Source organism: Clostridium moniliforme (assembly GCF_017873235.1).
Lineage (GTDB): Bacteria > Bacillota > Clostridia > Clostridiales > Clostridiaceae > Clostridium > Clostridium moniliforme.
The window spans coordinates 109522-134434 of the sequence record NZ_JAGGJZ010000003.1; the positions used below are offsets into that span (position 1 = coordinate 109522).

Annotated in this window: 27 protein-coding genes; 22 read left to right on the forward strand and 5 right to left on the reverse strand. The window is 26.8% G+C overall.

The features are described 5' to 3' along the window. The first annotated feature begins 2 nt into the window (after nucleotides 1-2). The 3 genes from J2Z53_RS06330 (at nucleotide 3) to J2Z53_RS06340 (ending at nucleotide 2448) form a co-directional block, all read left to right on the forward strand. A complete protein-coding gene (locus J2Z53_RS06330) occupies nucleotides 3-1103 on the forward strand; it encodes a tetratricopeptide repeat protein (protein ID WP_209796606.1) in 1101 nt (366 codons plus the stop codon). A 61-nt stretch (nucleotides 1104-1164) separates the two neighbouring features. Beyond that, nucleotides 1165-1716 (forward strand): nitroreductase family protein, encoded by a 552-nt coding sequence (locus tag J2Z53_RS06335; RefSeq protein ID WP_209796607.1) that lies wholly within the window; start codon nucleotides 1165-1167, stop codon nucleotides 1714-1716. 87 nt (nucleotides 1717-1803) lie between these two features. Then, nucleotides 1804-2448, forward strand: a complete 645-nt coding sequence (locus J2Z53_RS06340; RefSeq protein ID WP_209796608.1) for a cyclodeaminase/cyclohydrolase family protein — start codon at nucleotides 1804-1806, stop codon at nucleotides 2446-2448. A gap of 12 nt (nucleotides 2449-2460) precedes the next feature. Here the strand turns inward: J2Z53_RS06340 and pdaA are convergent, their stop codons facing one another. After that, nucleotides 2461-3270, reverse strand: a complete 810-nt coding sequence (gene pdaA / locus J2Z53_RS06345) for a delta-lactam-biosynthetic de-N-acetylase (RefSeq protein WP_209796609.1) — start codon at nucleotides 3268-3270, stop codon at nucleotides 2461-2463. A 165-nt stretch (nucleotides 3271-3435) separates the two neighbouring features. On the opposite strand from pdaA, the gene ychF reads away from it, so the two are divergent. Both ychF and J2Z53_RS06355 read left to right on the forward strand, forming a co-directional pair. Further along, entirely contained in the window at nucleotides 3436-4533 is a 1098-nt protein-coding gene (ychF, locus tag J2Z53_RS06350; protein ID WP_209796610.1) for a redox-regulated ATPase YchF, read from the forward strand. Nucleotides 4534-4785: 252 nt separating this feature from the next. Next, nucleotides 4786-6216, forward strand: coding sequence for an MFS transporter (locus tag J2Z53_RS06355; RefSeq protein WP_209796611.1), 1431 nt, complete (start codon nucleotides 4786-4788; stop codon nucleotides 6214-6216). 104 nt (nucleotides 6217-6320) lie between these two features. Here J2Z53_RS06355 and J2Z53_RS06360 read toward each other — a convergent pair whose 3' ends face one another. The 4 genes from J2Z53_RS06360 to J2Z53_RS06375 form a co-directional block, all read right to left on the reverse strand. Next, nucleotides 6321-6983, reverse strand: a complete 663-nt coding sequence (locus J2Z53_RS06360) for a phosphate ABC transporter ATP-binding protein (RefSeq protein WP_209796612.1) — start codon at nucleotides 6981-6983, stop codon at nucleotides 6321-6323. Further along, entirely contained in the window at nucleotides 6967-7794 is an 828-nt protein-coding gene (locus J2Z53_RS06365) for a PstA family ABC transporter permease (protein ID WP_209796613.1), read from the reverse strand. Before J2Z53_RS06365 ends, J2Z53_RS06360 begins: the two co-directional genes overlap by 17 nt. Before the next feature lie 5 nt (nucleotides 7795-7799). Beyond that, nucleotides 7800-8663: a phosphate ABC transporter permease subunit PstC gene (gene pstC, locus J2Z53_RS06370; protein ID WP_209796614.1), complete on the reverse strand. Its 864-nt coding sequence runs from the start codon at nucleotides 8661-8663 to the stop codon at nucleotides 7800-7802. Between the two features lie 77 nt (nucleotides 8664-8740). Further along, entirely contained in the window at nucleotides 8741-9646 is a 906-nt protein-coding gene (locus J2Z53_RS06375; protein WP_407927655.1) for a phosphate ABC transporter substrate-binding protein, read from the reverse strand. 281 nt (nucleotides 9647-9927) lie between these two features. Between J2Z53_RS06375 and J2Z53_RS06380 the strand changes: the two genes are divergently transcribed. The 17 genes from J2Z53_RS06380 to J2Z53_RS06460 all read left to right on the forward strand — a co-directional run bounded on the left by J2Z53_RS06380 (nucleotide 9928) and on the right by J2Z53_RS06460 (nucleotide 24913). Further along, the gene (locus tag J2Z53_RS06380; protein ID WP_234925794.1) at nucleotides 9928-10353 is read left to right on the forward strand and encodes a hypothetical protein; all 426 of its coding nucleotides are present in this window, start codon (nucleotides 9928-9930) and stop codon (nucleotides 10351-10353) included. A 267-nt stretch (nucleotides 10354-10620) separates the two neighbouring features. Beyond that, nucleotides 10621-11049 (forward strand): division/cell wall cluster transcriptional repressor MraZ, encoded by a 429-nt coding sequence (gene mraZ, locus J2Z53_RS06385; protein ID WP_209796615.1) that lies wholly within the window; start codon nucleotides 10621-10623, stop codon nucleotides 11047-11049. Between the two features lie 14 nt (nucleotides 11050-11063). Beyond that, nucleotides 11064-11996 (forward strand): 16S rRNA (cytosine(1402)-N(4))-methyltransferase RsmH, encoded by a 933-nt coding sequence (gene rsmH, locus J2Z53_RS06390; RefSeq protein ID WP_209796616.1) that lies wholly within the window; start codon nucleotides 11064-11066, stop codon nucleotides 11994-11996. 38 nt (nucleotides 11997-12034) lie between these two features. Then, nucleotides 12035-12466, forward strand: a complete 432-nt coding sequence (ftsL, locus tag J2Z53_RS12955; protein ID WP_209796617.1) for a cell division protein FtsL — start codon at nucleotides 12035-12037, stop codon at nucleotides 12464-12466. Between the two features lie 89 nt (nucleotides 12467-12555). Further along, nucleotides 12556-14751: a stage V sporulation protein D gene (locus J2Z53_RS06400; RefSeq protein WP_209796618.1), complete on the forward strand. Its 2196-nt coding sequence runs from the start codon at nucleotides 12556-12558 to the stop codon at nucleotides 14749-14751. A gap of 108 nt (nucleotides 14752-14859) precedes the next feature. Continuing rightward, entirely contained in the window at nucleotides 14860-16314 is a 1455-nt protein-coding gene (locus tag J2Z53_RS06405) for a UDP-N-acetylmuramoyl-L-alanyl-D-glutamate--2,6-diaminopimelate ligase (protein WP_209796619.1), read from the forward strand. Between the two features lie 11 nt (nucleotides 16315-16325). Then, complete coding sequence (locus J2Z53_RS06410) at nucleotides 16326-17681, forward strand: UDP-N-acetylmuramoyl-tripeptide--D-alanyl-D-alanine ligase (RefSeq protein ID WP_209796620.1); 1356 nt, start codon at nucleotides 16326-16328, stop codon at nucleotides 17679-17681. Between the two features lie 44 nt (nucleotides 17682-17725). Then, nucleotides 17726-18700: a phospho-N-acetylmuramoyl-pentapeptide-transferase gene (gene mraY, locus J2Z53_RS06415; RefSeq protein ID WP_209796621.1), complete on the forward strand. Its 975-nt coding sequence runs from the start codon at nucleotides 17726-17728 to the stop codon at nucleotides 18698-18700. Nucleotides 18701-18724: 24 nt separating this feature from the next. Then, nucleotides 18725-19855, forward strand: a complete 1131-nt coding sequence (spoVE, locus tag J2Z53_RS06420) for a stage V sporulation protein E (RefSeq protein ID WP_209796622.1) — start codon at nucleotides 18725-18727, stop codon at nucleotides 19853-19855. A 157-nt stretch (nucleotides 19856-20012) separates the two neighbouring features. Next, nucleotides 20013-20777 (forward strand): cell division protein FtsQ/DivIB, encoded by a 765-nt coding sequence (locus tag J2Z53_RS06425; RefSeq protein ID WP_209796623.1) that lies wholly within the window; start codon nucleotides 20013-20015, stop codon nucleotides 20775-20777. Nucleotides 20778-20792: 15 nt separating this feature from the next. Then, entirely contained in the window at nucleotides 20793-21530 is a 738-nt protein-coding gene (locus tag J2Z53_RS06430) for a DUF881 domain-containing protein (RefSeq protein WP_209796624.1), read from the forward strand. Continuing rightward, nucleotides 21530-21871 carry a small basic family protein gene (locus J2Z53_RS06435; protein WP_209796625.1) on the forward strand — a complete coding sequence of 114 codons (342 nt, stop codon included), beginning with the start codon at nucleotides 21530-21532 and terminating at the stop codon, nucleotides 21869-21871. The genes J2Z53_RS06430 and J2Z53_RS06435 overlap by 1 nt, the downstream gene beginning before the upstream one ends. Nucleotides 21872-21882: 11 nt before the next feature. Beyond that, nucleotides 21883-22617, forward strand: a complete 735-nt coding sequence (locus tag J2Z53_RS06440; protein ID WP_209796626.1) for a DUF881 domain-containing protein — start codon at nucleotides 21883-21885, stop codon at nucleotides 22615-22617. 91 nt (nucleotides 22618-22708) lie between these two features. After that, on the forward strand, nucleotides 22709-23371 hold the full coding sequence (locus J2Z53_RS06445) for a YggS family pyridoxal phosphate-dependent enzyme (protein WP_209796627.1): 663 nt from the start codon (nucleotides 22709-22711) through the stop codon (nucleotides 23369-23371). A gap of 12 nt (nucleotides 23372-23383) precedes the next feature. Beyond that, nucleotides 23384-23854, forward strand: coding sequence for a cell division protein SepF (locus J2Z53_RS06450; RefSeq protein WP_209796628.1), 471 nt, complete (start codon nucleotides 23384-23386; stop codon nucleotides 23852-23854). Nucleotides 23855-23868: 14 nt separating this feature from the next. Further along, a complete protein-coding gene (locus J2Z53_RS06455; protein WP_209796629.1) occupies nucleotides 23869-24144 on the forward strand; it encodes a YggT family protein in 276 nt (91 codons plus the stop codon). 1 nt (nucleotide 24145) lies between these two features. Continuing rightward, the gene (locus tag J2Z53_RS06460; protein ID WP_209796630.1) at nucleotides 24146-24913 is read left to right on the forward strand and encodes a YlmH family RNA-binding protein; all 768 of its coding nucleotides are present in this window, start codon (nucleotides 24146-24148) and stop codon (nucleotides 24911-24913) included.

The following is a 24913-nucleotide window of genomic DNA, read 5'->3' on the forward strand; positions in this document are numbered from 1 at the left end:
ATATGGATTATAAAGCAGTTTTTAAAGATAAATTAAATAAACTTTTATTTTTAGAAATAGATAAAGAAGGTTTTAAAAGAGCAATAAATATTCCAGAGTATATATCTTTTAAAAGCAAGGACTTATTTGTACCAATAAGTTCTGAATATATAACAAGTAATATTGATGATAAAATAAAAATAGAAAATCTACCTATATATTATTTTATAGAAGGAATGCTTTTAACATTAGGAGCAGATAAAAATATAGGCTATGCTGATGACTATAAACTTTTATTAATGCAAATTTCTCAAAGTGAAGAGTGTGGAAAAAGTTTAGTAGCACAAAGAGTTAAAGAGGAACGTCTAGAAGATGCTTATCTTCTATTAAAGGGACTTCTTCAAACTTATGAAGATGAAGAGTATATGAAAAAATTACTTTTAATAGGAATAACTATTAGAGATAAAGATAGTGGATTCGAAGAGATATTATTAGAAGATATTGATGAAGCTAAAGATTTATTTAACAAAATGAAAGAACCATACCTTTATAAAGGTATAATATTAAAGGATAAAGGAGATTATGTTGGAGCTAAAGTAGAAATTAATGAGTATTTAAGAAGAGGTGGAGAACAAACTCCTGATATTGAAATGCTTATGAATGATATAGAAAACATAACAACTTATGAAAAAGCAGTTGATCTAATAGAAGAAAAACCAGAAAAATCAATAGAGATGTTTTTATCATTATTAGAAAAATTCGAAGATAATCCATTAATATATTATTATTTAGGAGTATGTTTTAGAAGAATAAATAAATTTGATAAGGCTATTTATTATTTACGTGAAAGTTTAAAACTTGAAAGTGGAATTTTAGATGTTGTTAATGAACTTGGATTAAATTATGCTTGTATTGGTGATTATGAGGAAGCTATAAAGTATTTTAAAAAAGCTTTTGAAGCTTCAAAGGAAGTTGAAATTTGTACAAATATAATAATGTGTTATTTAAATTTAGGAAATTTAAAGGATGCTAAACTACATTTAGAAATTGCAAAGAAATTAAATAAAGATGATGAAATTGTAAAGAAAATAGAAAAAGCAATAAGTAAAGAAGAAAATAAATAAAATATAAGTTTTATTGGAATACTAATCATATAAAATTAAAATTTGATTAGGAGTGAATAAAATGAATTTTTATGATGTTATAAACAATAGAAAAAGTGTTTCTAAGTACAAAGGATATGAGATTTGCAGAGGTAGCTTAAATAATATGATTGAAGCTGCTATGAAATCACCTACTTGGAAAAATAGAACATCATTTAAACTTATATTATTAGAAGATAAGAACATAAAAGATATCATGGCAGAATTTATATTAAATTCTGATAATAAAGCAGAGGAAGCTTTAAAAGAAGCTCCTATGGCTTTAGTTGTTATAGCTGAGCCTGAAAAATCAGGAGAAGTTGATGGTAAAGAATTTTATATTGCAGATGGAGCTATTGCTATGGAGCATTTTATTCTTGCAGCAACAGCTGAAGGTTATGGAACTATGTGGATAGGAGCTTTAAAGGAAGAAAAGATTAAGGCATTACTTAATATACCAGATGAATTTAAAATAATTGGAGTTACTCCAATTGGAGTGTCAGCTGAAGTTGAACCTCACAATGAGAAAAAAGATATAAAAGAGTATGTATTTAGTAATAAATTTAATAATCCATATAAATATGAAATAGATTAATAGGCTTAAAATTAAGCCTATTAATTTTTTATGGAAGATATAAATTTAACGTGATATAATCATAAATATTGATTTAGGAGTGATTAAATGAAATTTAATGATTATAAAATAAAAGAATTTTTAGAAGATTTAGCATCAGATTCACCATCACCTGGAGGTGGAAGTACAGCAGCACTTGTTGCAAGTTTGTCAGGATGTTTAAATAATATGGTATATTCATTAACTATAAATAAAAAATCCTTTGATAAATTAACTGAGGATCAAAAAGCAAAAATGATTAATTTAGAAAAGGAATGTAAAAACTTCATAGAAAATAGTATTAACTTTATGGAGGAAGATAGAGAGTGTTTTAATAAACTTATGAATTCTTATAAATTGCCAAAGGAAAGTGAAGAAGAGATTAATTATAGAAAAAAAGAAATAAGAGAAAGAACATATGAAGCTATGTATGCGCCTTTAAAGCTTTGTAGAGAGTGTATTGACTTTTATTCTAATATAGAATTTGCTTTAGAATATGGTAATAAAATGCTTGCATCTGATGCTGGAGTTTCAGCAAGTCTTTTGCATTCTGCTATAGAAAGTTCTATTTTAAATGTAAAAATAAATTTAAATAGTCTAAGAAATGAAATTTTCTTTAAAGAAATAGATGAAGAAATTAAAATTACTCTTGAAAAATCAAGAGAGAAGAAAGAATATATATTAAATAAATTAGATAGTTTAATATATAATTAAAAAGAGTGCAATTTAATTTGCACTCTTTAATACCATTTTTTCTGGAAGTTCATCTAATGATTTAAATTCATAGCCTTCATTTTTTAAAGAAGTTAAAACTTCCTTTAATACCTTAGTATTAGTATCTGATACAGCATGTAAAAGCATTATACAACCTGGATGAACTCCATTTTTAATCTTTTCTATTGCATAACTTTCAGAAGGTTGATTATCTACAAGCCAGTCTCTATAAGCAAAGCTCCAAAATATTGTTTTATATCCTAAATTTTTTGTTTTTTCTAAAGAAGCTTTTGAATATTTACCCATAGGTGGTCTAAAATATTTTGGCATATCCTTTCCTATAAGTTCCTTATAAGCATCTTCTACTTCTTTAAATTCACTTTTAAACTTTTCATCATTTGTAATTGAGGCCATTGATGGATGTCTTGATGTGTGATTACATACTAGATGTCCTTCAGAAACCATTCTTTTTACTGTATCAGGATGAGAAGTTATATAAGGTTTAACAACAAAGAAAGCAGCTTTTACATTTACTTCTTTTAATATATTTAAAATTTCTTCTGTATTACCTTTTTCATATCCTTCATCAAAAGTTAAATAAATTTCTTTTTTAGAGGTATCTCCAACATAAAAAGAAGCAGTATCATTTAAGAAAGAAGAAGATTCTTTAGGTGCTTCTGGAGTTATATCCTTTCCTCTAGATACAAAATACCAATTAAGTTCTGTATTATCACTAATGTTTTCTGCAAAGACTTTAATTCCTAAAAAAGTAAAAATTATAAAAGAGGAAAAGATTATTATTTTAAAAATTTTTTTATTCATAACAAAACCTCCTAATGTTCTTCATATTTAGTATTAGAAGAATATTTTAAAAATAAACATGGTAATATTTAAATGAAAAAATGATATGTAGCAAAATGTTGAAAATTAGCCATATGTAGAGTATAATTTATTGGAATAGTTTAAATATAGAAGGGAATGTACATAATGAAGTTAGGAATCGTAGGTTTACCAAACGTAGGTAAAAGTACTTTATTTAATGCAATAACAAAGGCAGGAGCTGAATCAGCAAACTATCCATTCTGTACAATAGAACCAAATGTTGGAGTAGTTAGTGTTCCTGATAAGAGATTAGATGTTTTAGAAAAAATGTATAATACTAAGAAAAAAGTGTATACTTCAATAGAGTTTTATGATATAGCTGGATTAGTTAAAGGAGCATCAAAAGGAGAAGGATTAGGAAATAAATTCTTATCACATATAAGAGAAGTTGCGGCAATTGTTCATGTTGTAAGATGTTTTGATGATGAAAATGTAGTTCACGTTGAAGGTTGTGTTGATCCTATAAGAGATATAGAAACAATTAATCTAGAACTTATTTTTTCAGATTTAGAAGTTTTAGAGAGAAGAATTGAAAAGTCAGTTAAACTTGCAAGATCAGGAGATAAAAAAGCAAAAGCAGAATATGAATTAATGCTAAAAGTTAAAGAGCATTTAGAAAATAATTTACCAGTTAGAACTTTAGAAGTTAATGAAGATGAAGCTGCATTTATAAAGAGTTTATTCTTAATAACATCAAAGCCAGTTTTATATGCATGTAATGTATCAGAGGATGATGTTACTAGTGGAAATCCTCATAACGATTACGTTAAAAAGGTTGAAGAGTACGCTAAAAAAGAAAATTCAGGAATAGTAATAGTAAGTGCAAAAATTGAAGAAGAGTTATCTGGACTTGAAGATGATGAGAAAGAAGAAATGCTTTCAGAATATGGATTAAAAGAGTCTGGATTAGATCAACTTATAAGAGAAGGATATAAGTTATTAGGACTTATAAGTTATTTAACTGCTGGAGTACAAGAAGTAAGAGCTTGGACTATAAAAGAAGGAACAAAAGCACCACAAGCTGCTGGAAAAATCCATTCAGATATAGAAAGAGGATTTATAAGAGCAGAGGTTGTATCTTATGATGATTTAGTAGAGTGTGGATCAGAAGCTGCTGCTAAAGAAAAAGGTCTTTTCAGACTAGAAGGTAAAGACTATGTAATGAAAGATGGAGACGTAGTAAACTTTAGATTCAATGTATAAATAAAAGATGGAGATTTTCTCCATCTTTTTTGATTTTAATTATAATTTATAATACACTATTAGATTTATTTAAAAATAATATTCATAATCAAAGTCAATAGTTTCTGTTAGTAAAAGTTTGAATTATATAGGATTATATATTTAATTTCTTTAAATAGGTTGCTATAGCTTTTTTTGCTTTATGAAATTACTTTGTTGTTTGTATTATAATTATCCCTATGGTTAAAATAATTAAACAAAAGAGAAGAAAGGATGATTAAAGTGGGAAAAAATGCAGAAGATACTATCTATAATAATAGATGGAAAATACTTGTGTGCATTGTAACAGTAACCTTTATGAATTGTTTAGATGCAAGTATTGTAAATGTAGCACTTCCTATGATATCAGAAGATTTAGGGGTAACTATGGCACAAGTCCAATGGATTGTTACAAGTTATCTTATAGCTATATCATGTTTAATACTACTTGGAGGAAGATTTGGTGATGTAAAAGGTAAATGTAATACTTTTAAAATTGGTATATTTTTATTTACATTAGGATCACTATTTTGTGGATTATCACATACATTACCTCTACTTGTTATATCAAGAGTATTCCAAGGTATAGGTGCATCTCTTACAATGGCAAATAGTTTAGGAATAATAACAGATACATTTTCAAAAGGGGGTAGAGGAAAAGCTGTTGGAATATCAGGAGCATCAGTTGCCCTTGGAACAATGGTAGGACCTGCTCTTGGAGGAATAATTGTATCACTTAGATGGGAATATATATTTTTAATAAATGTTCCAATAGGAATAGTAGCTTTTATTGCTGCAATGAAAATACTTCCAAAAGAAGAAGGACATAAAGATAAAAAAATAGATATAATTGGAACAATACTTTTTGCAATATTTATAATTTCAATAGTTTTAGTAACAACAGAAGGTCAATTTGTAGGATACACAAGTTTCCCAATAATAATTGGATTTATAATTAGTATATTTTCATTTATACTATTTATAATTATAGAGATGAAAATAGAATCACCAGTTTTAGATTTAAGTATATTTAAAAATAATTTATTTTCAATAAGTGTATTTTGTGGTTTCATATCATTTATAGCAATTAGTTGTTTTACGATTCTTTTGCCATTTTATCTTCAGGATGTATTAAAACTTACACCTTTTTATGCAGGATTATTTATGATTATATATCCAATAACATTGTCAATAGTATCACCTTTAAGTGGCACATTAGCTGATAAGATTGGATCAGAGATAATAGCACTTATAGGACTTTCTATGTTATCTTTAAGTTTTGTTCTTATGTCAACAATACATGAAGCTACACCAATATGGCTTGTTGGTATTTATTCAATAGTAATGGGTCTTGGTAATGGAATGTTCCAATCACCAAATAATACTCTTGTAATGTCTACAGTTAATAAGAATAAACTTGGAATTGCAGGAAGCGTAAATGCATTAGTTAGAAATTTAGGAATGATATTTGGAGTAACTTTAGGAACAACTCTTTTATATAGTAAAATGAGCAATATGTTAGGATATACAGTAACTAACTATATAAATGGAAAGGATCATGTATTTATAATGTCTATGGATTTTGTTTATATAGTAGCTGCAATAATATGTTTTGTTGGAGTTATAATTAGTGCTACAAGATTTAAAAAGAAGTTATCTAGATAAAAATTTAAAATTAAAGCTACTATTTATGTAAGTGTTTAAAACATATTTAAATTAAAAGAACTACTTAAAAGTATAATTAAATTATATTTTTAAGTAGTTTATTTTTATAATAATTTTCCATTTTCAATATAAATTTTTTTGTCTGCTATTCTTTCAGCTTGATCTAAATTATGTGTTACAACTAATATTGTATAATCATTTTTTAAAGATTTTAAAAGTTCTTCAATATTTAAAACATTTTTAAAATCTAAAGCTGAACAGGGTTCATCTAGTAAAATTACTTTTGGATTAACAGTTAAAGCTCTAGCAATACATAATCTTTGTTTTTGTCCACCTGAAAGTTTAAGGGCATTCATTTTTAAGTTGCCTTTAATTTCATCATAAAGGGAGACTTTTTTTAAGTTATCCTCTGCTATAGCTTTTAAATTGCTGCTTCCAAAGTATTTTGAAGCATAAATCATATTTTTATAAATTGAAAAAGGAAAGGGTGTAGGATTTTGAAAGACCATTCCTATTTCTTTTCTTACCTTTTGAATTGGCATATTAAAGATATTTTCATCTTCTAGAAATATGTCCCCTTCTTTATATAATGAAGTTTCTTCTTCAAGCATTCTATTTATACTTTTTAAAAGAGTAGTTTTACCTCCACCAGAAGGACCTAAAATAACTGTTATTTTATTTTTTTCTATATCTAAGTTAATATTGTTTAATATTATCTTTTCTTTTGTTCTTACTGAAAAGTTTCTTATTTTAATCAAAGTGTTCATCTTTTTTAAGACCTCCTAAAATTGCTCCAAAGAAGTTTATTATAAGAACTAAAATAATTAATATTAATGCTGTTCCATAGGCTTTATCTATTCCAATACCTTGTTGCATTAAAATATATAAATGGTAGGGAAGAGCCATAAAAGGATCAAGCAAATTTTTAGGAGCATGAGCATTTACAACAGCACCAGTTAACATTATAGGGGCTGTTGCTCCCATTGCAAAACCAGAAGCCATTGTAATAGATGTTATAATTTCTTCTTTAGTTCCTTTTATAACTAAATTTTTTATAGTATATTCTTTAGAAACTCCAAGGGCATAGGATGAAAGTAAATATTCCTTTTGAAATTCTCTAAAAGATTTTTCTATTCTAACTTCTATATAAGGATATATCATAACTGCTAGTGTTATTGATGCTGAAAGTACACTTTTGCCAAAACCTAAAGTTACTACTAAAAAAGCATATCCAAAAAGTCCAAGAACAATAGAGGGAACTCCAGAAATACATTGAACTATTGTACATATAATATTGTTAAGTTTCTTATTTTTAACATAAAAAACACTATATATAGCAGTACATAAACCCATAATTCCAGCTATAACACTTGAAATAAGTGTTGTAACTAAACTACCTATAATAGCTGGAAATATTCCTCCCATTGAACTAAGAGGTATTCCTTTAGGAGAATCAAATAAAAATTGCTTATTTATTTCAGATATACCTTCTTTTGCTATAAAAATTAAAATAAAGGTTAATATCATAATTACAATTATCATACTTAAGTATATCCATACATTAATAAATTTTTTCATTATAATTACTCCTCTATTACTGAATTTTTTATTTTTTGAAAAACTATGTTTATTATTATAAGGACTACCATTAAAATAAAGCCAGATGCATAAAGTCCATAATAGTGTAAGCTTTTAAGTTCAGCTGAACCTACTTCTAAAGCTAAAAGTGATGGTATAGTTTCAGCTTTACCAAGTAGTTTTGGCATTAAAGGAGCATTTCCTATAACCATCATAACTGCCATAGTTTCTCCCATAGCTCTTCCAAGGGATAATACTATACTTGCAATAACACTTCTTTTTGCTGATGGTAAAATTAAATTTAATATCATATAATTTTTAGAAACTCCAAGAGAATTAGAGTCTTTACCATATTTTTTATAAATTTTAGAGAAGCTCTCTTCTAAATTTCCTATTATATAAGGAATAATCATTATAGCAAGAACTATAGCACCTGCTAAAACACTTTCTCCAGACTCTCTATTAAAGGTAACTTCTATAAATTTAACAACTACTAAAAGACCTATAAATCCATATACTATTGATGGTATTCCAGCTAATATTGAAATAAAAGAATGGATTAGTTTTTTATATTTTTTATTAAGAAAAAAACTTATATATAAAGCTGCACAAGTAGATATTGGAGTGGCTATTAAAATAGCTAAAAATGATATATATAAAGTTGATAATATCATTGGAAGTATACCAAGTTCTGGTGGTTCACCTAGTGGGTTCCAATCCTTTGAAAAAATAAATTTAGTAAAAGAATATTCTTTAAAAAGTTTTATACTTTCCTTAAAAATAAATATAATTATAAGAGCAATTATACTTAAAGAAAGTATAGCAATTAATTTTATTATTAATCTAAATAATTTATCTTTTAGATTCATAAAAAAGCCTCTCTTTCTAAAAGAAATTAACTTGTAATAAGTAGGTATACTTATTACAAGTTAATTAATGATAATAATTATTTTTCTGGTATAAATCCTAATTTTTCTACTACTTTTTGTCCTTTATCTGAAAGAGAAAAATCTACAAAGGCTTTTTCAGATGGATTTAAATCTCCACTTTTTATAATTAATAATGGACGAGTTATTTTATATTTACCATCTACAATATTTTTCTTGTTAGGCTCTATTCCATCTACCTTTACAGGAACTAATTTTCCTTTATTTTGATTAACAACACCATAGGAAGCATATCCTATTGCATATTCATTTTCCATAATTTTGCTTGCTAAAGCTCCCATTGATGGTGCTTGAATAACATCTTTTTTAACTTTTGTATCTTTCATAACAGTTTTTTGGAAAACTTTATGAGCACCACCACTTAAATCTCTAGTAACTACTACTATTTTTTTATGAGGTAAACTTTTATCTACATCACTCCAATATTGATATTTTCCTGAAAATATATTTTTTATTTGTTCTGTAGATAAATTATCTGTTTTCTTTAATATTTTATTTTTAGGATTTACAGATAAAGTTAAAGCATCTGTTCCAAGTTTAAACTCTTTATAATCTTTTATTTTAGCCTTTTCTTCTTTAGTTACTTCTCTAGATACAAGACCAAGGTCAGCAGTTTTATCAATAACAGCTTTTAATCCTTCTCCTGAACCTCCAGAAGTAATTGTTATTTTAATTTCTTTATCAGGAAAATCCTTATTTATTTTATTCCAAGTAGTTTTTCCGTCCTTTGTGAAATCTTCCTTTATACCATCTATTACAGGTACTAAAGTTGATGAACCAGCAAAAGATATTTCACTTTTGAAATCCTTTACCTGATCTTTAGAATTACCGCATCCTGTAAAAATTAAAGATATAGGTATTAAACCTGCAAGTAATAATGCGTTAAGTTTTTTCATTTTTAACATTTAATTTTCCCCCTTAGTTAAATTTTAATATTTGTCATTTGTGATTTATACATATTATTACAAAAATATTGAATATTTTCTAAAATTATTTTAACATAATTAATATATATATATGAAAGATAAAGAAAAAATGTAAAATAAATGAATTGATGTGATGTTTTTATCAGATTATTATTTTGTTATATATAGCAACTAATATTGAATAAATTAATTAAAAATAAATTTAAAAATTATTAAATTAAGATTATAAAAGTAAAAAATATTAAAAACAAGGTGATTATATGAATAAATTAAAGACAGAAGTTTCAAAAATAAATTATTATAGTAAAGATAAATATATTTTTATGGATTTAAGTTATATAAAACCAAGTCAATTATACATAAGTTCAAAAAAGCTAAATAATGTTTTGAAATGGTTTAATCCGAAAGATTATAATAGTTATGAGCCTATTCCAATTAAAGAATTAGATGGTAAACTAATATTTACTGATGGACATACAAGAGCATATGCAGCTTACTTAAAAGGAGTAAAAACTATAAAAGTTTACTTTGATGAAGATGAATTAGATTGGAATTTATATAGAACTTGTGTTAATTGGTGCAGTTTAGAAAATATAAATTCTATTAAAGATTTAAAAAATAGAATAGTAAGTGAAAAAGATTATGAAACTTTATGGATTAAAAGATGTGAAAGTTTAATATTTTAATAAAGTAAATACATAATAAAAGTGAGTATAATAAATGCTCACTTTTATTATGTTAAAAATTAATATAATTAAAAACAAACATATATTTTTAAAAGTATTAAATACAAATAAAAATTAAGATAAAAGTAATAATAAACATAAAAAAATAATGAAATTAAAGAAGGAAAATACTAATACTTATAGAATATATAAATAAGTGGTTAAAAGTGGTGAATAGTGGTTGAAAGTAGAATAAAATAACTGTAAAGTATAATAGGGAGAAAAATTATGTTTATAGGTGAATATCATCATGGAATTGATAGCAAAAATAGAATGATAGTTCCCTCAAAATTAAGAGAAGGATTTAACGGTAAGTTCATGATAACAAAAGGACTTGATGGTTGCTTATATGCATATCCCATGGAAGAATGGAAAATATTAGAGGAAAAGATGAAAAAGTTGCCACTTACTAATAAAGATGCAAGAGCCTTTGTAAGATTTTTCTTTGCAGGTGCTTGTGAAATAGAATTAGATAAACAAGGAAGAGGTTTAATTCCACAAAATTTAAAAGAATATGCAAAAATAAATAAGGAAATAGTAAGTATAGGAGTATTAAGCAGGGTAGAGATTTGGAGTAAGGAAAGATGGCAAGAATATAATGATTCTAATGTTGATTTTGAATCTATTGCAGAGAAAATGGTTGACTTAGGAATTTAATAAGGAGAAAAATTATGGAATTTAAACATGTTTCAGTACTTTTAAATGAATGTTTAGAAGGATTAAGTATAAAGGAAAATGGAAAATATGTAGATTGTACATTAGGTGGAGCAGGACATTCATCACAAATACTAAAAAGATTATCAAAAGATGGTTTATTAATAGGAATAGATCAAGATAAAGATGCATTAAAGGCAGCTGGAGAAAGATTAAAAGATTATGATAACAAAATATTAGTTCATAATAATTTTTATAATATAGGAGACATTATTGATAGTTTAGAAATAGGAAATGTAGATGGTATATTAATGGACCTTGGAGTTTCATCATATCAATTAGATGAAGGTGAAAGAGGGTTTAGTTATATGAAAGATGCACCTTTAGATATGAGGATGAATAGGGATAATGAATTTTCAGCGTATGACGTTGTAAATACATATAGTGAAGAGGAATTATATAAAGTTATAAAAGATTATGGGGAAGAAAAATTTGCAAAAAGAATTTCATCATTTATTGTTAGTAGAAGATCTGAAAAGCCTATAGAAACAACACTTGAACTTGTTGACATAATAAAAAGCGCAATACCTGCTAAAGCTAGAAGGGAAGGACCTCATCCAGCAAAGAGAACATTTCAAGCTATAAGAATTGAGGTTAATGGAGAACTTAAAATATTAAATAAAGCAATTGAAGATGGAGTAAATAGGTTAAACAAAGGTGGAAGAATGGCAATAATAACTTTCCATTCACTAGAAGATAGAATAGTTAAATTAAAATTTAGAGAATTAGCTGATCCTTGTACTTGTCCAAAGGAATTTCCAATATGTGTTTGTGGTAAAAAGCCAAAAGTTAAATTAGTAAAAAGAAAGGCTATAGAACCAACAAAAGAAGAAGTTCTAGAAAATCCTAGAAGTAGAAGTGCAAAGCTTAGGGTTATTGAGAGAATATAAAAATTATTATGTTATAATTTTAAGAGGATGTGAATAAAGTGATAGTAAAGGAAGTAGATTATATAAGAGGTAATACGGTAAATGCACCACAAAGAAAATATGATGATATAAGAAAAGATAAGAGTTCTGAAGAGGCTAAGAAAAGAAAGAACAAATTACTTAAAGAAAAGAAAAAGAAAACTAGAAATGGAGCATTACAAATAGCTTTAGTTATTTTTGTTTTAGGAGTTTTAACAATATGGAGAGATACTAAAGTATATAATTTACAAACACAAATTGGAACTTTAAACAATGAAATAAAGATGATAAACTCAGAAAATGAAGCTTTAAAGGTTGATTTGTTAAAAAATTCATCATTAAAAAATATTGAATCTAGTGCTAAAAAGAAACTAGGAATGATATCCCCAGTAGATGCAAAAAAAGTAGATGTAGACTTATCAAAAGATTATCTTGCTGGAATAGGAAAATAATTATATAGAATTTATTATTTCAAATGGATGCACTTTATTGCATAAGTGCATCCAAAATGTTTTTAAGCAATATTTACGGAGGAGTTAGTGTGAAAAAAAGAAACTTTATTGATAGAGCTTTATCAAAAAAGAGAATGAGATTAATTATATGCGTATTAACAATTGTTTTTGCAATTTTAGCTCTTAGATTGTCTTATATAATGATTGTTAAAAGACAAGAGTATGCAGCTAAGGCAGAAGAACAATGGACAAGCGAAGTAAAAATAGATGCAAGAAGAGGTAGAATTTTAGATAGAAATGGTGCTGAACTTGCAGTGTCAGCAAATGTTTATAGAATAGATTTTGATTTAAATTCTATAAGAGCATATCTTAAAGATTCAAATAAGACTAATGCACAAATAGCCCCTGAAATTGCAAAAGCTGTTGGTATGAAAGATGAAGATGTACTAAAAAAACTTGAAACTAAATTGCCAAGTGGAGCACAGGCAGGGTCAGCTACATTAATTAGAAGAATAGAAAAAGATGAAGCTGATAAGGTTAAAGCTTTAAAAATACGTGGGATAATAGTTTCTCCAGATACAAAAAGATATTATCCTAATAATAATTTTGCAGCTCATCTTTTAGGTAGTACAAATATTGATGGACAAGGATTAACAGGAGTAGAGTTACAATATAATAAAGAACTTTCAGGTATTCCAGGAATGAGAATAGCTGAACTTGATAGTAAAAGCAATGATCTTCCATATACTGTTTCTAAATTTGTGCCACCAGTAGAAGGAAAGGATGTATCTCTTACAATTGATGAAAATATTCAATTTTTTGCAGAAAAAGCAGCAGAAAAAGCATTAAAGGATAATAAAGCAAAGGCAGCATCAGTTCTTGTAATGAATCCTAAAAATGGAGAGATTTTAGCTATGGTAAATAAACCAGACTTTAATCCTAATGAACCATTTAAAGGTGCAGATGCATTTAAAGGAAAAACAGAATATGATAAAGTTCAAAAGATGTGGAGAAATAGACTTGTAAATGATACTTTTGAGCCAGGATCAATATTTAAAGTAATTACAGCTATTGCTGGTATGGAGGAAAAGGTTGTTAAACCTACTGATACCTTTGTTTGTAATGGATATTTAACTTTTGGTAAGAGAAAAATAAAGTGTTGGAAAACAGGTGGACACGGTAAGTTAACATTCCCTGAAATAATACAAAATTCTTGTAATGTTGGTTTTATGGAACTTGGTAAAAAACTTGGTAAAGAAAAATTATATGAATATATAAATAAATTTGGCTTTGGCAAGAAATGTGGAATAGATTTACCTGGTGAAGCACCAGGAATTGTTAAAAATATTAACAATGTTTCTGCAACAGACCTTGCTACTATTGCATTTGGTCAAACAAATACAGTAAATTCTGTTCAATATATGGCTGCTTTTAATGCAATTGCAAATGGTGGAGAACTTATAGAACCTCATGTTATGAAAGAGATTACTCATAAAGATGATAGTGGTGTAAATGTAATAGATGAAAAATTTGAACCTACAAAAAAGAAAGTTGCAGATAAAGAAACAACAGCAGAACTTAGAACATATTTGGAAAGAGTTGTTACATCTGGTTCAGCAAAAGGAACATTTATAAAGGGATATCACATTGGTGGTAAAACTGGAACAGCTCAAAAGGTTAATCCTGAAAATGGTACTTATGAGGCAGGAAAATATATTTCATCTTTTGTTGGAATGGCTCCTGTTAATGATCCTAAAATAACAGTTATGATTACAATTGATGAACCAAGTAATGGAAATTACTATGCAGGAGTTGTAACTGGACCAGTTGCGAAAACATTATTTACTGATATATTTAATTATTTGGAAGGAGATTTCTCTAAAGAAAATAAAGAATCAATAATTAGAGATGCAATAATTCCTGAAATAAGAGGAAAAAATATTGAAGAAGCTAAAAAGATTTTAAAAGAATCAAATTTAGATTATAATGTAGAAGGTAATGGTAAAACTATAACAAATATTAAACCATATCCAGGATATTCAGTTAAAGAAGGAACTAAGATAACATTATATACAGAAGGAAATAATAGTAATAAAGAAGCTATTGTTATGCCAGATGTTAGAGGATACTCAAAAGAAGCAGCAAATAAACTTTTAATTGGTCTTGGATTATATGTAAAATTTGAAGGTGAAGGTAAAGTAACCAACCAAAGCGTACCAAGTGGGGAATTAATTAATAAGGGAACTAATGTTAAGTTAACTTTAAATTCAGATTATAAAGATTAAATTCTTAATTGTTATAGCATGTAGGGAGGAAAGCCTTACATGCTATTTTAAACATTAAAGGTAATTATAGATAGATAAATAGCATATTATTTTAAAGGAGATGGTTAAATGAAATTATCTAATCTATTAGAAGGACTTAATTATGAAGTAGTTAAAGGAAATTGTGATATTGAAATTAAAAATATTAACTATGATAGTAGAAAAATAAAGGAAGGAGATGTTTTTGTTTGTATTAAAGGCTTTGCAAGTGATGGACATAAGTTTATTGATAGTGCAATAGAAAAAGGTGCGAAAGTCATAATATGTGAAGACGATGTTCTTATTAATAATGATGTAACTATAATAAAATTTAAAGATACAAGGAAAGCATTAGCTAATATTGGAGCAAAATATTATGATAATCCAAGTGAAAAACTTAATATTATAGGTATAACAGGAACAAATGGAAAAACAACTACTGCTTTCATGATAAAGGATATATTAGAAAAGTCAGGAGAAAAGGTTGGCTTAATAGGTACTATTGCCAATTACATAGGAAACAAAAAGATAGATACAGAAAGAACAACTCCAGAATCATTAGAATTACAAGAATTATTTAAAAAAATGGTTGATGAAGGTGTTAAATATTGTGTTATGGAAGTTTCTTCTCATTCATTAGAATTAGATAGAGTTTATGGAGTTAAATTTAAGGTAGGTATATTTACTAACTTAACAAGGGATCATTTAGATTTTCATAAAACATTTGAAAATTATTATAAAGCAAAATATAAACTATTCCAAAGAAGTGAAATTAGTATAATAAATATAGATGATAATTATGGAGTTAGAATAACAGAAGACTTAAGAAAAGAAAACATAAATAATTTTATGACATATAGTATTAAAAATTCAGCAGATATAATGGCAAAAAATGAAGTTTTAGAAAGTATGGACATTATATTTAATCTTTCAATAGATGGAAAAACTGAAAAAATAATTTTAGGAATTCCAGGAGAATATAATGTATATAATGCATTAGGTGCAATTGGAGGATGTTATAACCTTGGAATAAATTTAGAAAATATAAAACTTGGTTTAAGTAATGTTGTTGTGCCTGGTAGATGTGAAAGAGTTTCAAAAAAATATAATCTTCCATATGAAATAATAATTGATTATGCTCATACTCCAGATGGATTAGAAAATATATTAAAAACAGCAAGAGAATTTACTAAAGGAAGATTAATATCTGTTTTTGGTTGCGGAGGAGATAGAGATAAAGTTAAAAGACCACAAATGGGTAAAATAGGTACAGAACTTTCTGATATAGCAATAATAACATCAGATAATCCAAGAAGTGAAGATGCAGAAAGTATAATAAATGATGTGCTAGAAGGTATAGATAAAGATAATTATATAAAAATTGTAAATAGACAAGATGGTATAAAAAAGGCTATGGAAATTGCAAAAGATGGAGATGTAATAGTTATAGCTGGAAAAGGTCACGAAACATATCAAATATTAAATACAGGTAAAATTCATTTTGATGAAAGAGAAATTATAGATGAAATTTTAAAAAAGAACTAGAGGTGTAATTTATGGAATTAACATTTAAAGAGTTACTTGAATATTCAGGTGGAGAAATAGTAGTAGATAATGAAAATAAAAATTTTAATGAGTTATCAACAGATACTAGAAATATAAAAGATGAAAATATATTTTTAGCATTAAAGGGAGAAAATTTTAATGGTAATAAATATATTAAAGAAGCTTTTAATAAAGGAGCAACAATTGCAATAGTAGATGAAATTCTTTTTGATAAAGAAGATATAAATGGAGTAGTTATTAAAGTAAAAGATGGAAAAAAAGCTCTTTTAGATATAGCTAAGGGATATAGAGAAAAGTTAGGACTTAAGGTTGTTGGAATAACTGGTTCAACAGGGAAAACATCAACTAAGGATTTAGTTAGTGCATTTTTAAGCGGAAAATATAAAGTTTTCAAAACAAAGGGTAACTTTAACAACGAAATAGGACTTCCTTTAATGGTTTTACAATTAGACAGTTCAGTAGATGTTGCAGTTCTTGAAATGGGAATGAGTAATTTTAATGAAATTCATAATCTTGCAAGTTGTGCAAAGCCTGATATTGCAATGATTACAAATATTGGTGTCTCACATATAGAAAACTTAAAGACAAGAGAAAATATTTTAAAAGCTAAAATGGAGATAACAGATTTCTTCACTAAAGATAGTACTCTTATAATTAATGGTGAAGATGATATGCTTAAAAAAATTGGTAGAAAAGAGTATGAAATAATAAAAATTGGTTATAATGAAAGTTATGATTATTATGGAAGTAATATTGAGTTAACTAAGGATACAACTTCCTTTGATTTTAATTATAAAGGAGAAAAGCATAGAATAACACTTCCTATGGTTGGAGCACACAATGTTTTAAATGCTCTACTAGGAATAGGAGCAGCTTTTAAACTTGGACTTACAGTAGATGAAATTTTAGAAGGACTTAAAAATATAGAAGCAACTTCAATGAGATTAGAATTTATTGAAGGAGATAAAATTGAAATAATAAATGACTGTTATAATGCAAGTCCAGATTCTATGAAAGCAGCACTTGATGTTTTAAATAGTAGAACTGGAAGAAAAATTGCAATACTTGGAACTATGAGAGAACTTGGAGATGAATCTTCAAGATGTCATAGGGAAGTTGGAGAATATGCAAGAGATAAGGTCGATATGCTTATTACTTGTGGTGAGTTTATAGATGATTTCAAAGAAGGCTTTGAAAAAGAAGAAATAAAATTATATAATACAAAGGTAAAACTAATAAACGACTTAAATTCAATCATTAAACCTTTCGATGTTATATTAGTAAAAGCATCAAGAGGAGAAAAATTCGAAGAAATAGTCGAGGCATTAAAAAATATTAAACAATAACGAAGGAGGTGAACTGTCAAAGAATAATATCTTTGATAGTACAGATGGGGGATTTTTTTAGTAGTTTTATAAATCCAATGATGCTTTTAGCATTAGGATTAGGTTTTATTATATCAATAATATTAGGACCGATATTTATACCAATTTTACACAAGTTTAAATTTGGGCAAAACATAAGAGAAGAAGGACCAAAAAGTCATTTAAAAAAAGCTGGTACTCCAACAATGGGAGGAATTATATTTATAATAGCCGTTACTATTGCAATGCTTGTTATGAGGTATAACGTATATAGTAAAGGTATGATAATTTTATATTCAATGATAGCTTTTGGTTTTATAGGATTTTTAGATGATATGCTTAAGATCATACATAAAAATAATTTAGGATTAAGAGCATGGCAAAAAATGTTATTATTACTTTTGTTTTCAGTAGCAATGGCTTATTATAGTTATACTGTTTTAGGAAGTGAAATAATTGTTCCATTCTTAGGATTTAATATAAATTTAGGAATTTTATATATTCCTTTTGTAATAATTTATTATGCAGCAACAACAAATGCTGTAAATCTTACAGATGGACTAGATGGACTTGCAACAACAGTTACAATAATAGTTCTTATATTCTTTACAATAGTTTCTTATAACAATAAAAGTTATGAAGTAGCTACATTTTCAATAGCGTTAATTGGAGGGCTTTTAGGATTCTTAAAATATAATGCTTATCCTGCAAAAATATTTATGGGAGATACTGGTTCACTAGCTTTAGGTGGAGCAATAGCTAGTATTGCTCTTATGCTTAAGAATCCATTTGTAGTTGTAGTTGTTGGAGGAATTTACGTTTTTGAAACATTATCAGTAATAATACAAGTAGTTTCTTTTAAAACAACAGGGAAAAGAGTATTTAAAATGGCACCAGTTCATCATCATTTTGAACAATTAGGATGGTCAGAAAGAAAAATTGTTACAATATTTTCAATTATTACTATTATCCTTTGTATTATAGGGGGTATTTCACTTTAGCAATATATAGTGGAGGAATTTTTTATGAAAAAGAGAAAACCAAAAGGAAAGAGGATGGGCGAAATTGATTATGGTATATTTTGTACTATAATACTACTTCTTGCAATAGGTGTTGTAATGGTATATTCAGCAAGTTCTTATTATGCTATGTTTCATTATAATGACAGTATGCATTATTTGAAAAGACAGGTAATATGGAGCGTTTTAGGTATAGCTGCAATGATGTTCATGATGGCTTTTGATTATCATAAATTAAAAAGATATACACTTATAGCATTAGTAGCAACAATACCTTTATTACTATTAGTTTTTGCTTTTGAAGGTGTAAATGGAGCTCAAAGATGGATTCAACTTGGACCATTTTCATTTCAGCCTTCAGAACTTGCAAAATATGTTGTTGTGCTTTATTTAGCAATGTTTTTAGAAAAAAAAGGTGATGGAATTAAAAAGTTAAAAACAGGAGTTATTCCTTGCTTTTTTGTTGCAGGAGTTTTTGCAGCTTTAGTTTTGGCTGAAAAGAACTTAAGTATAGCATCTGTAATAATGATAGTTACTTTCGTAATGGTTTTTTCAGCAGGTGCAAGAAATAAACATATGTTTGGAATTATAGCACCAACATTAGTTTCAGCAGCTTTAGTTTTTGCCTTGGGAGAAGATTATAGAAGGGCAAGAATGCTTAACTTTATAGATCCTTGGAAAGATCCTGCAAAAAATGGATATCAATTGATTCAATCTTTTTATGCTTTAGGGGCTGGAGGTATAACAGGACTTGGGCTTGGTCAATCAAGACAAAAAATGCTTTATATGCCAGAACCTCATAATGATTTTATATTTTCAATTATTGGAGAAGAACTTGGGTTAATTGGATGTTTAATAATAGTTTCTTTATTTGTAATTTTTGTTTGGAGAGGAATAAGAATTGCAATGAAAGCAAAAGATACTTATGGAAGCCTTTTAGCTATTGGAATAACATCAGTTATAGCAGTTCAATCAATAATAAATATAGCTGTTGTAACAGGATCAATGCCAGTTACTGGTGTACCACTTCCATTTATAAGTTATGGTGGTACTTCATTAGTTATTAATATGATAGCCATGGGAATATTAATTAATATTTCAAGACAAGTAAGTGGTAAAGAAAAAATAGATAAATAGTAATAAAGAACTTAGTGGATATTATTCTGCTAAGTTTTTTTATTTAATATTGTAATAATTAATTCCTTGTTAAGAATTTATTGATGAAAAATAATTTTAACAGTGGTATTATATTAATGTATATAAATAAAATATAGCAAGGATGGGTTTTTCACGTATGGGAATAAGCGAAAACAGATACATAAAAAAAGCTAGGAGAAAGAGATTAATAAAAAGAATTATATTTATAATTATTTTAATTATAATAGCTTCAGGACTTTTTGTAACAAAATCTAATGTGTTTTTAATTAAGAAAATAAATATTACAGGAGAAGATTTAATTACAAAAGATATAATTTATAAAAAAGTCAATGAAATTAATGGTGAAAATATATTTTTTGTGAAGGGTAGTGAAATTGAAAAACTTCTCAAATCAGATCCCTATGTTGATAAAATTACTATTAAAAGAAGATTGCCATCAACATTAGAAATAAATGTTAAAGAAAAAAATGTAGGCTATTATGTTAAAAATGGAAACAATTATGATATTATTAGTTCTGATTTAGTTTTATTAGAAAAATCTAATGAGCTTAAAACAAAAGATTTAATTCAAATTACTGGACTTAATGGTACTAATAATAAATTAGGAGAAGAATATGTAAATACTAATGGTGATAAAAGATTACAAGATTTTCTTAGTAACCTTTATGAGGTAAAAAAAGCTAATAAAACAAATAACAAGATAACTATGGTAAATGTTTCTAATATGAATAAAATGAAGGTTTATTTTAAGGATGTTGAAGTTAAGGTAGGAAATGGAGAAAATTTAGTAAACAAGATGAGAACTGCTTTAAGTATACTAGAAGATAAAAAACTTAATTTTAAAAATGGATATATAGATTTAAGTTTTGATGGTACACCAGTAATTAAAGAAAAGAATTAGGGAGGTTATATAAAAATGAAGAAGTCCACTTCTCAGATTTCAATTGCAATTGTATGTGCATTGCTAGGATTTCTCCTGGTATATCAATTTAAAGTTTTAAGTAAAAATAATGAAAGTAAAATAGAAAATTATAATAAAAATGATATAATTGCAGAAATAGATAGTTTAAAGAAAGAAAAAGAAGAACTTCAAAATAAAAATAATTCTTTAAGTGAAGAACTTAAAAAGTTAGAAGAAGCTGCCTCAAAAGAAGGTAATGTTGGTAAAGAAATAAAAAATCAATTAGATTCTGCTAGAATGCATTTAGGATTAGTTGATGTAAAAGGCCCAGGAGTAATTATAAAAATAACTCCTAAAACTTCAATATTTAATTCAAATAGTGGAGATGCAGGAAGAAGTATAAATGATGAAGAGTTAATACATATAATAAATTTACTTTGGTATTCAAAAGCAGAGGCTATTTCAGTAAATGGTTATAGAATAACTCCTCAAACTGGAATAAAAAATTCTAGCAATTATATATGGATAGGATCAGCTGGTAAAGTTAGCCCTAAAGAACCAATTACAATAAAAGCAATTGGAGATAAGGCAAGATTAAATGTAGGCTTAAACTTTCCAGGATCATTGGATTTTGGTGCACTCCAAAATTATAATTGTGAAGTGGAACAAAGTGATAGTATAGTTATAAATAAAACAACTCAAACAATTAAGAGTGATTATTTAAAACCAGTTGGTAAAAAGGAGGAGAAATAATGATACCTTTTATAGGCTTATTAATAGGAATAATATTTGGTTTTGTTTTTGATGTTAATATACCAGATAAATTGTCTCCTTACATGTCAGTTGCTATACTTGCTTGTTTAGATTCAGTTTTTGGTGCTATTAGAGCAAATCTATCAAAAAACTTTCAACCAGATATATTTATTTCGGGTTTTTTTGGAAATGCATTACTTGCAGCAGGACTTGCTTATCTTGGAGATAAATTAGGTATACCAATTTATATTGCAGCAGTAATAGTATTTGGCGGTAGAATATTCAATAACTTTGCAATTATAAGAAGACTTATTTTGGAAAAAATTAAGTCACACCAGTAAGAGGTAACAATATGAAGAAATCTAATGGCGGATTAATGGTTTTTTTTGCATCAATTGTAGTTGGATTGCTAATAGCATTTAATATGAATTTTAATAGAATAATAGGAAGTTCAATGCAACTTAGTGCTAAAGATTATAAGGATGCGATAAATGAAAAAAGTGATTTATATAAAGAAATTTCTAATTTAAAAAAGAGAAATAAAGAGATGCAAGAAACTATAAATCAATACAAATATGATGACAAAAAACAAGACAATGTATTAGACAGCATGAAAAGTCAGTTAAAGGATTATGGTATGATTACAGGACTTAGAGAAGTAAGAGGACCTGGGATATTATTAAAAATAAATGATGGAAATATAGATACAAATAGGGATACTGAGTTTGAAGCTAAGTCAAAAATTTTTCATGATAATGATATGGCACTTGTTTTAAATGATTTAAGAAAAGCTGGGGCAGAAGCAATAAGTATTAATAATCATAGGATTATTCCTAGTAGTGGAGTGATTTGTAACTGGGCATTTTTGGGGTTTGAAGATGATTCAACAGAATATGCACCTTTTTATATTTATGCAATTGGAGATCCAGATGTTCTAAAGACATCTTTATTAGAGGATGGAAGTCATATTAGAGAATTAATGATTAGAGAGCTATCAGTGCAAATAGAAAAAAAAGATAATATAGTAATGCCCGCAGCACCTAGATTAGGTTCCACTGAGTATATGAAGGAATATATAGAAAAATAATAAAAAAATAATAAAAATTTTAGAGGAAATTGCAAACAAATGAAGAATAATAATATGTAAGAGTGAGAGCTTTTTTAAGGAGGTCTTTTATTTGAGTATAAGGGAAAACATAGAAAATATAGAAAAAAGTATACCTAGTAATGTTAAACTTTTAGCTGTATCTAAAACGAGAAATATAGAAGAAATGGAAGAAGCTTACGATACTGGTATAAGAGATTTTGCAGAAAATAAAGTTCAAGAACTTATGCGAAAGGAAGAAAGTTTTCATAAAGATGTAAGATGGCATCTAATTGGTAAATTACAAACTAATAAAGTAAAATATATAGTTGGTAAAGTCCATTTAATTCATTCCCTTTCAAGTATAAAGCTTTTAGAAAAAATAGAAGAGCTTTATGGAAAAGAAAATCTTATAGCAAATACATTAATTCAAATAAACATAGGAAGAGAAGAGAGTAAAAGTGGAGTTTTATTAGAAGATTTAGAAGAATTAATTGTAAAGGTAGAAGAATGTAATCATGTAAAGGTAAAGGGAATAATGGTTATTATACCTAAGGGAGATGAAGAAAGTAATAGATATTACTTTAAAGAAACTAATAAGATTTTTTTAGATTTACAAAAAAGAAAATTTAAAAATATTAATATGAAAATACTATCTATGGGAATGACTCATGATTATAAAATTGCCATAGAAGAAGGATCAAATATGGTTCGAATTGGAACTGGAATATTTGGAGAAAGAAATTATAATATTTAGGAGGATAAAAAAATGGCAAATATGTTATCAAAAATGAAAAATATCTTAGGTTTTGGAGATTATGATGACGAATTTGAAGATGAGGAATTTGAAGATGAATTCGAAGAAACAACAGAAGGAAATATGGCTATAGATGAAAATATAGAACCAGTTATTTCAGGAAAAAGATCAAATAAAGTTGTAAATATTCATACTTCAGCTTCAGCAAAGGTATTAATAACAAAGCCATCTGCTTATGAAGAAGCAATGGAAATATGTGATGCAGTTAGAAATAGAAGAATTGTTGTAGTAAATACAACTAATCTTGATATAAGAACAGCTCAAAGATTATTAGACTTTATTGGTGGATCATGTTATGCACTACATGGTGACATTCAAGAAGTTGAGAAGAGAGTATATCTTTTATCACCTTCAAATGTAGAAGTAACTAGTGAATTAAAAAGCGAATTAACTTCTAAAGCATTATTTAACTGGTCAAAATAATAGGGGGATGCTAGATGAGTGGTATGATAGCTAATTTTATCAACTCACTTTTTCGTGTTATGGAACTTGCTATTATTATAGAATGTCTCCTTTCATGGATTGTTAGAGATAGAAATAGTGGAATCATGGGAGTTATAACAAGTTTTACAGATCCTATTTTAAAACCTTTTAGAATTCTTCAAGAAAAGCTTTTAGGAGACATTCCTATAGATATGTCACCTATATTTGCATTTATTACTTTAGATTTATTAAAACCTATTGTTATGTCATTAGTGGTAGGTATATTGTAAAATGAATAAAGAATTTATATTGAAAAATTTTAATAATGAAGATAAAGATAGTGTTATTAATTTATATGAGAAAATGATGTTTTCTTATGAAAGAAATATTCCTATGTTTGGCAATAATTTTTATTCGCCAAATATATGGAAGTTCTTTCAAGATGAGATAAAAATAAAAGATTTCAAAATTGAAAGTTTTGGATCATTTAAGGATTCAGAAAGAAGGATGATATCTTTTAATAATATTTATGATTTACCCTTTCCAATTAGGGTTTTAGAAATAAAAAGTACATCTAAGTTTAATGAAGTTTCTCATAGAAATTTTTTAGGTAGTATATTAGCATTAGGAATTGAAAGAGATAAAATAGGAGACTTGATTGTAAAAGAAAATATTTGTTATGCAGCAGTACATGAAGATATAGCAGATTATATAATAATGAATCTAAAAAGGGTTTCTAAAGTACCTTGTAAAGTTAAAGAGATATTTGATGATATTTCTAGTATAAATAATAATTTTAAAGATGAAATTATTTTAGTTCCTTCAATGAGAATAGATACAATTGTTGCTAAACTTATTAATAAATCTAGAGGAGTAGCACAAAAAATGATAGAAGAAGGAAATGTACTTATAAACTATAATATAAATAGAAATAAAAGTTTAGAAGTTAATGAAGATGATAGAGTAACTATAAGAAGATATGGTAAATTTATTATAGGGGATTGTACAGGCTATAGTAAAAGTGGCAAATGTAAAATAAATATAAAAAAATATACATAA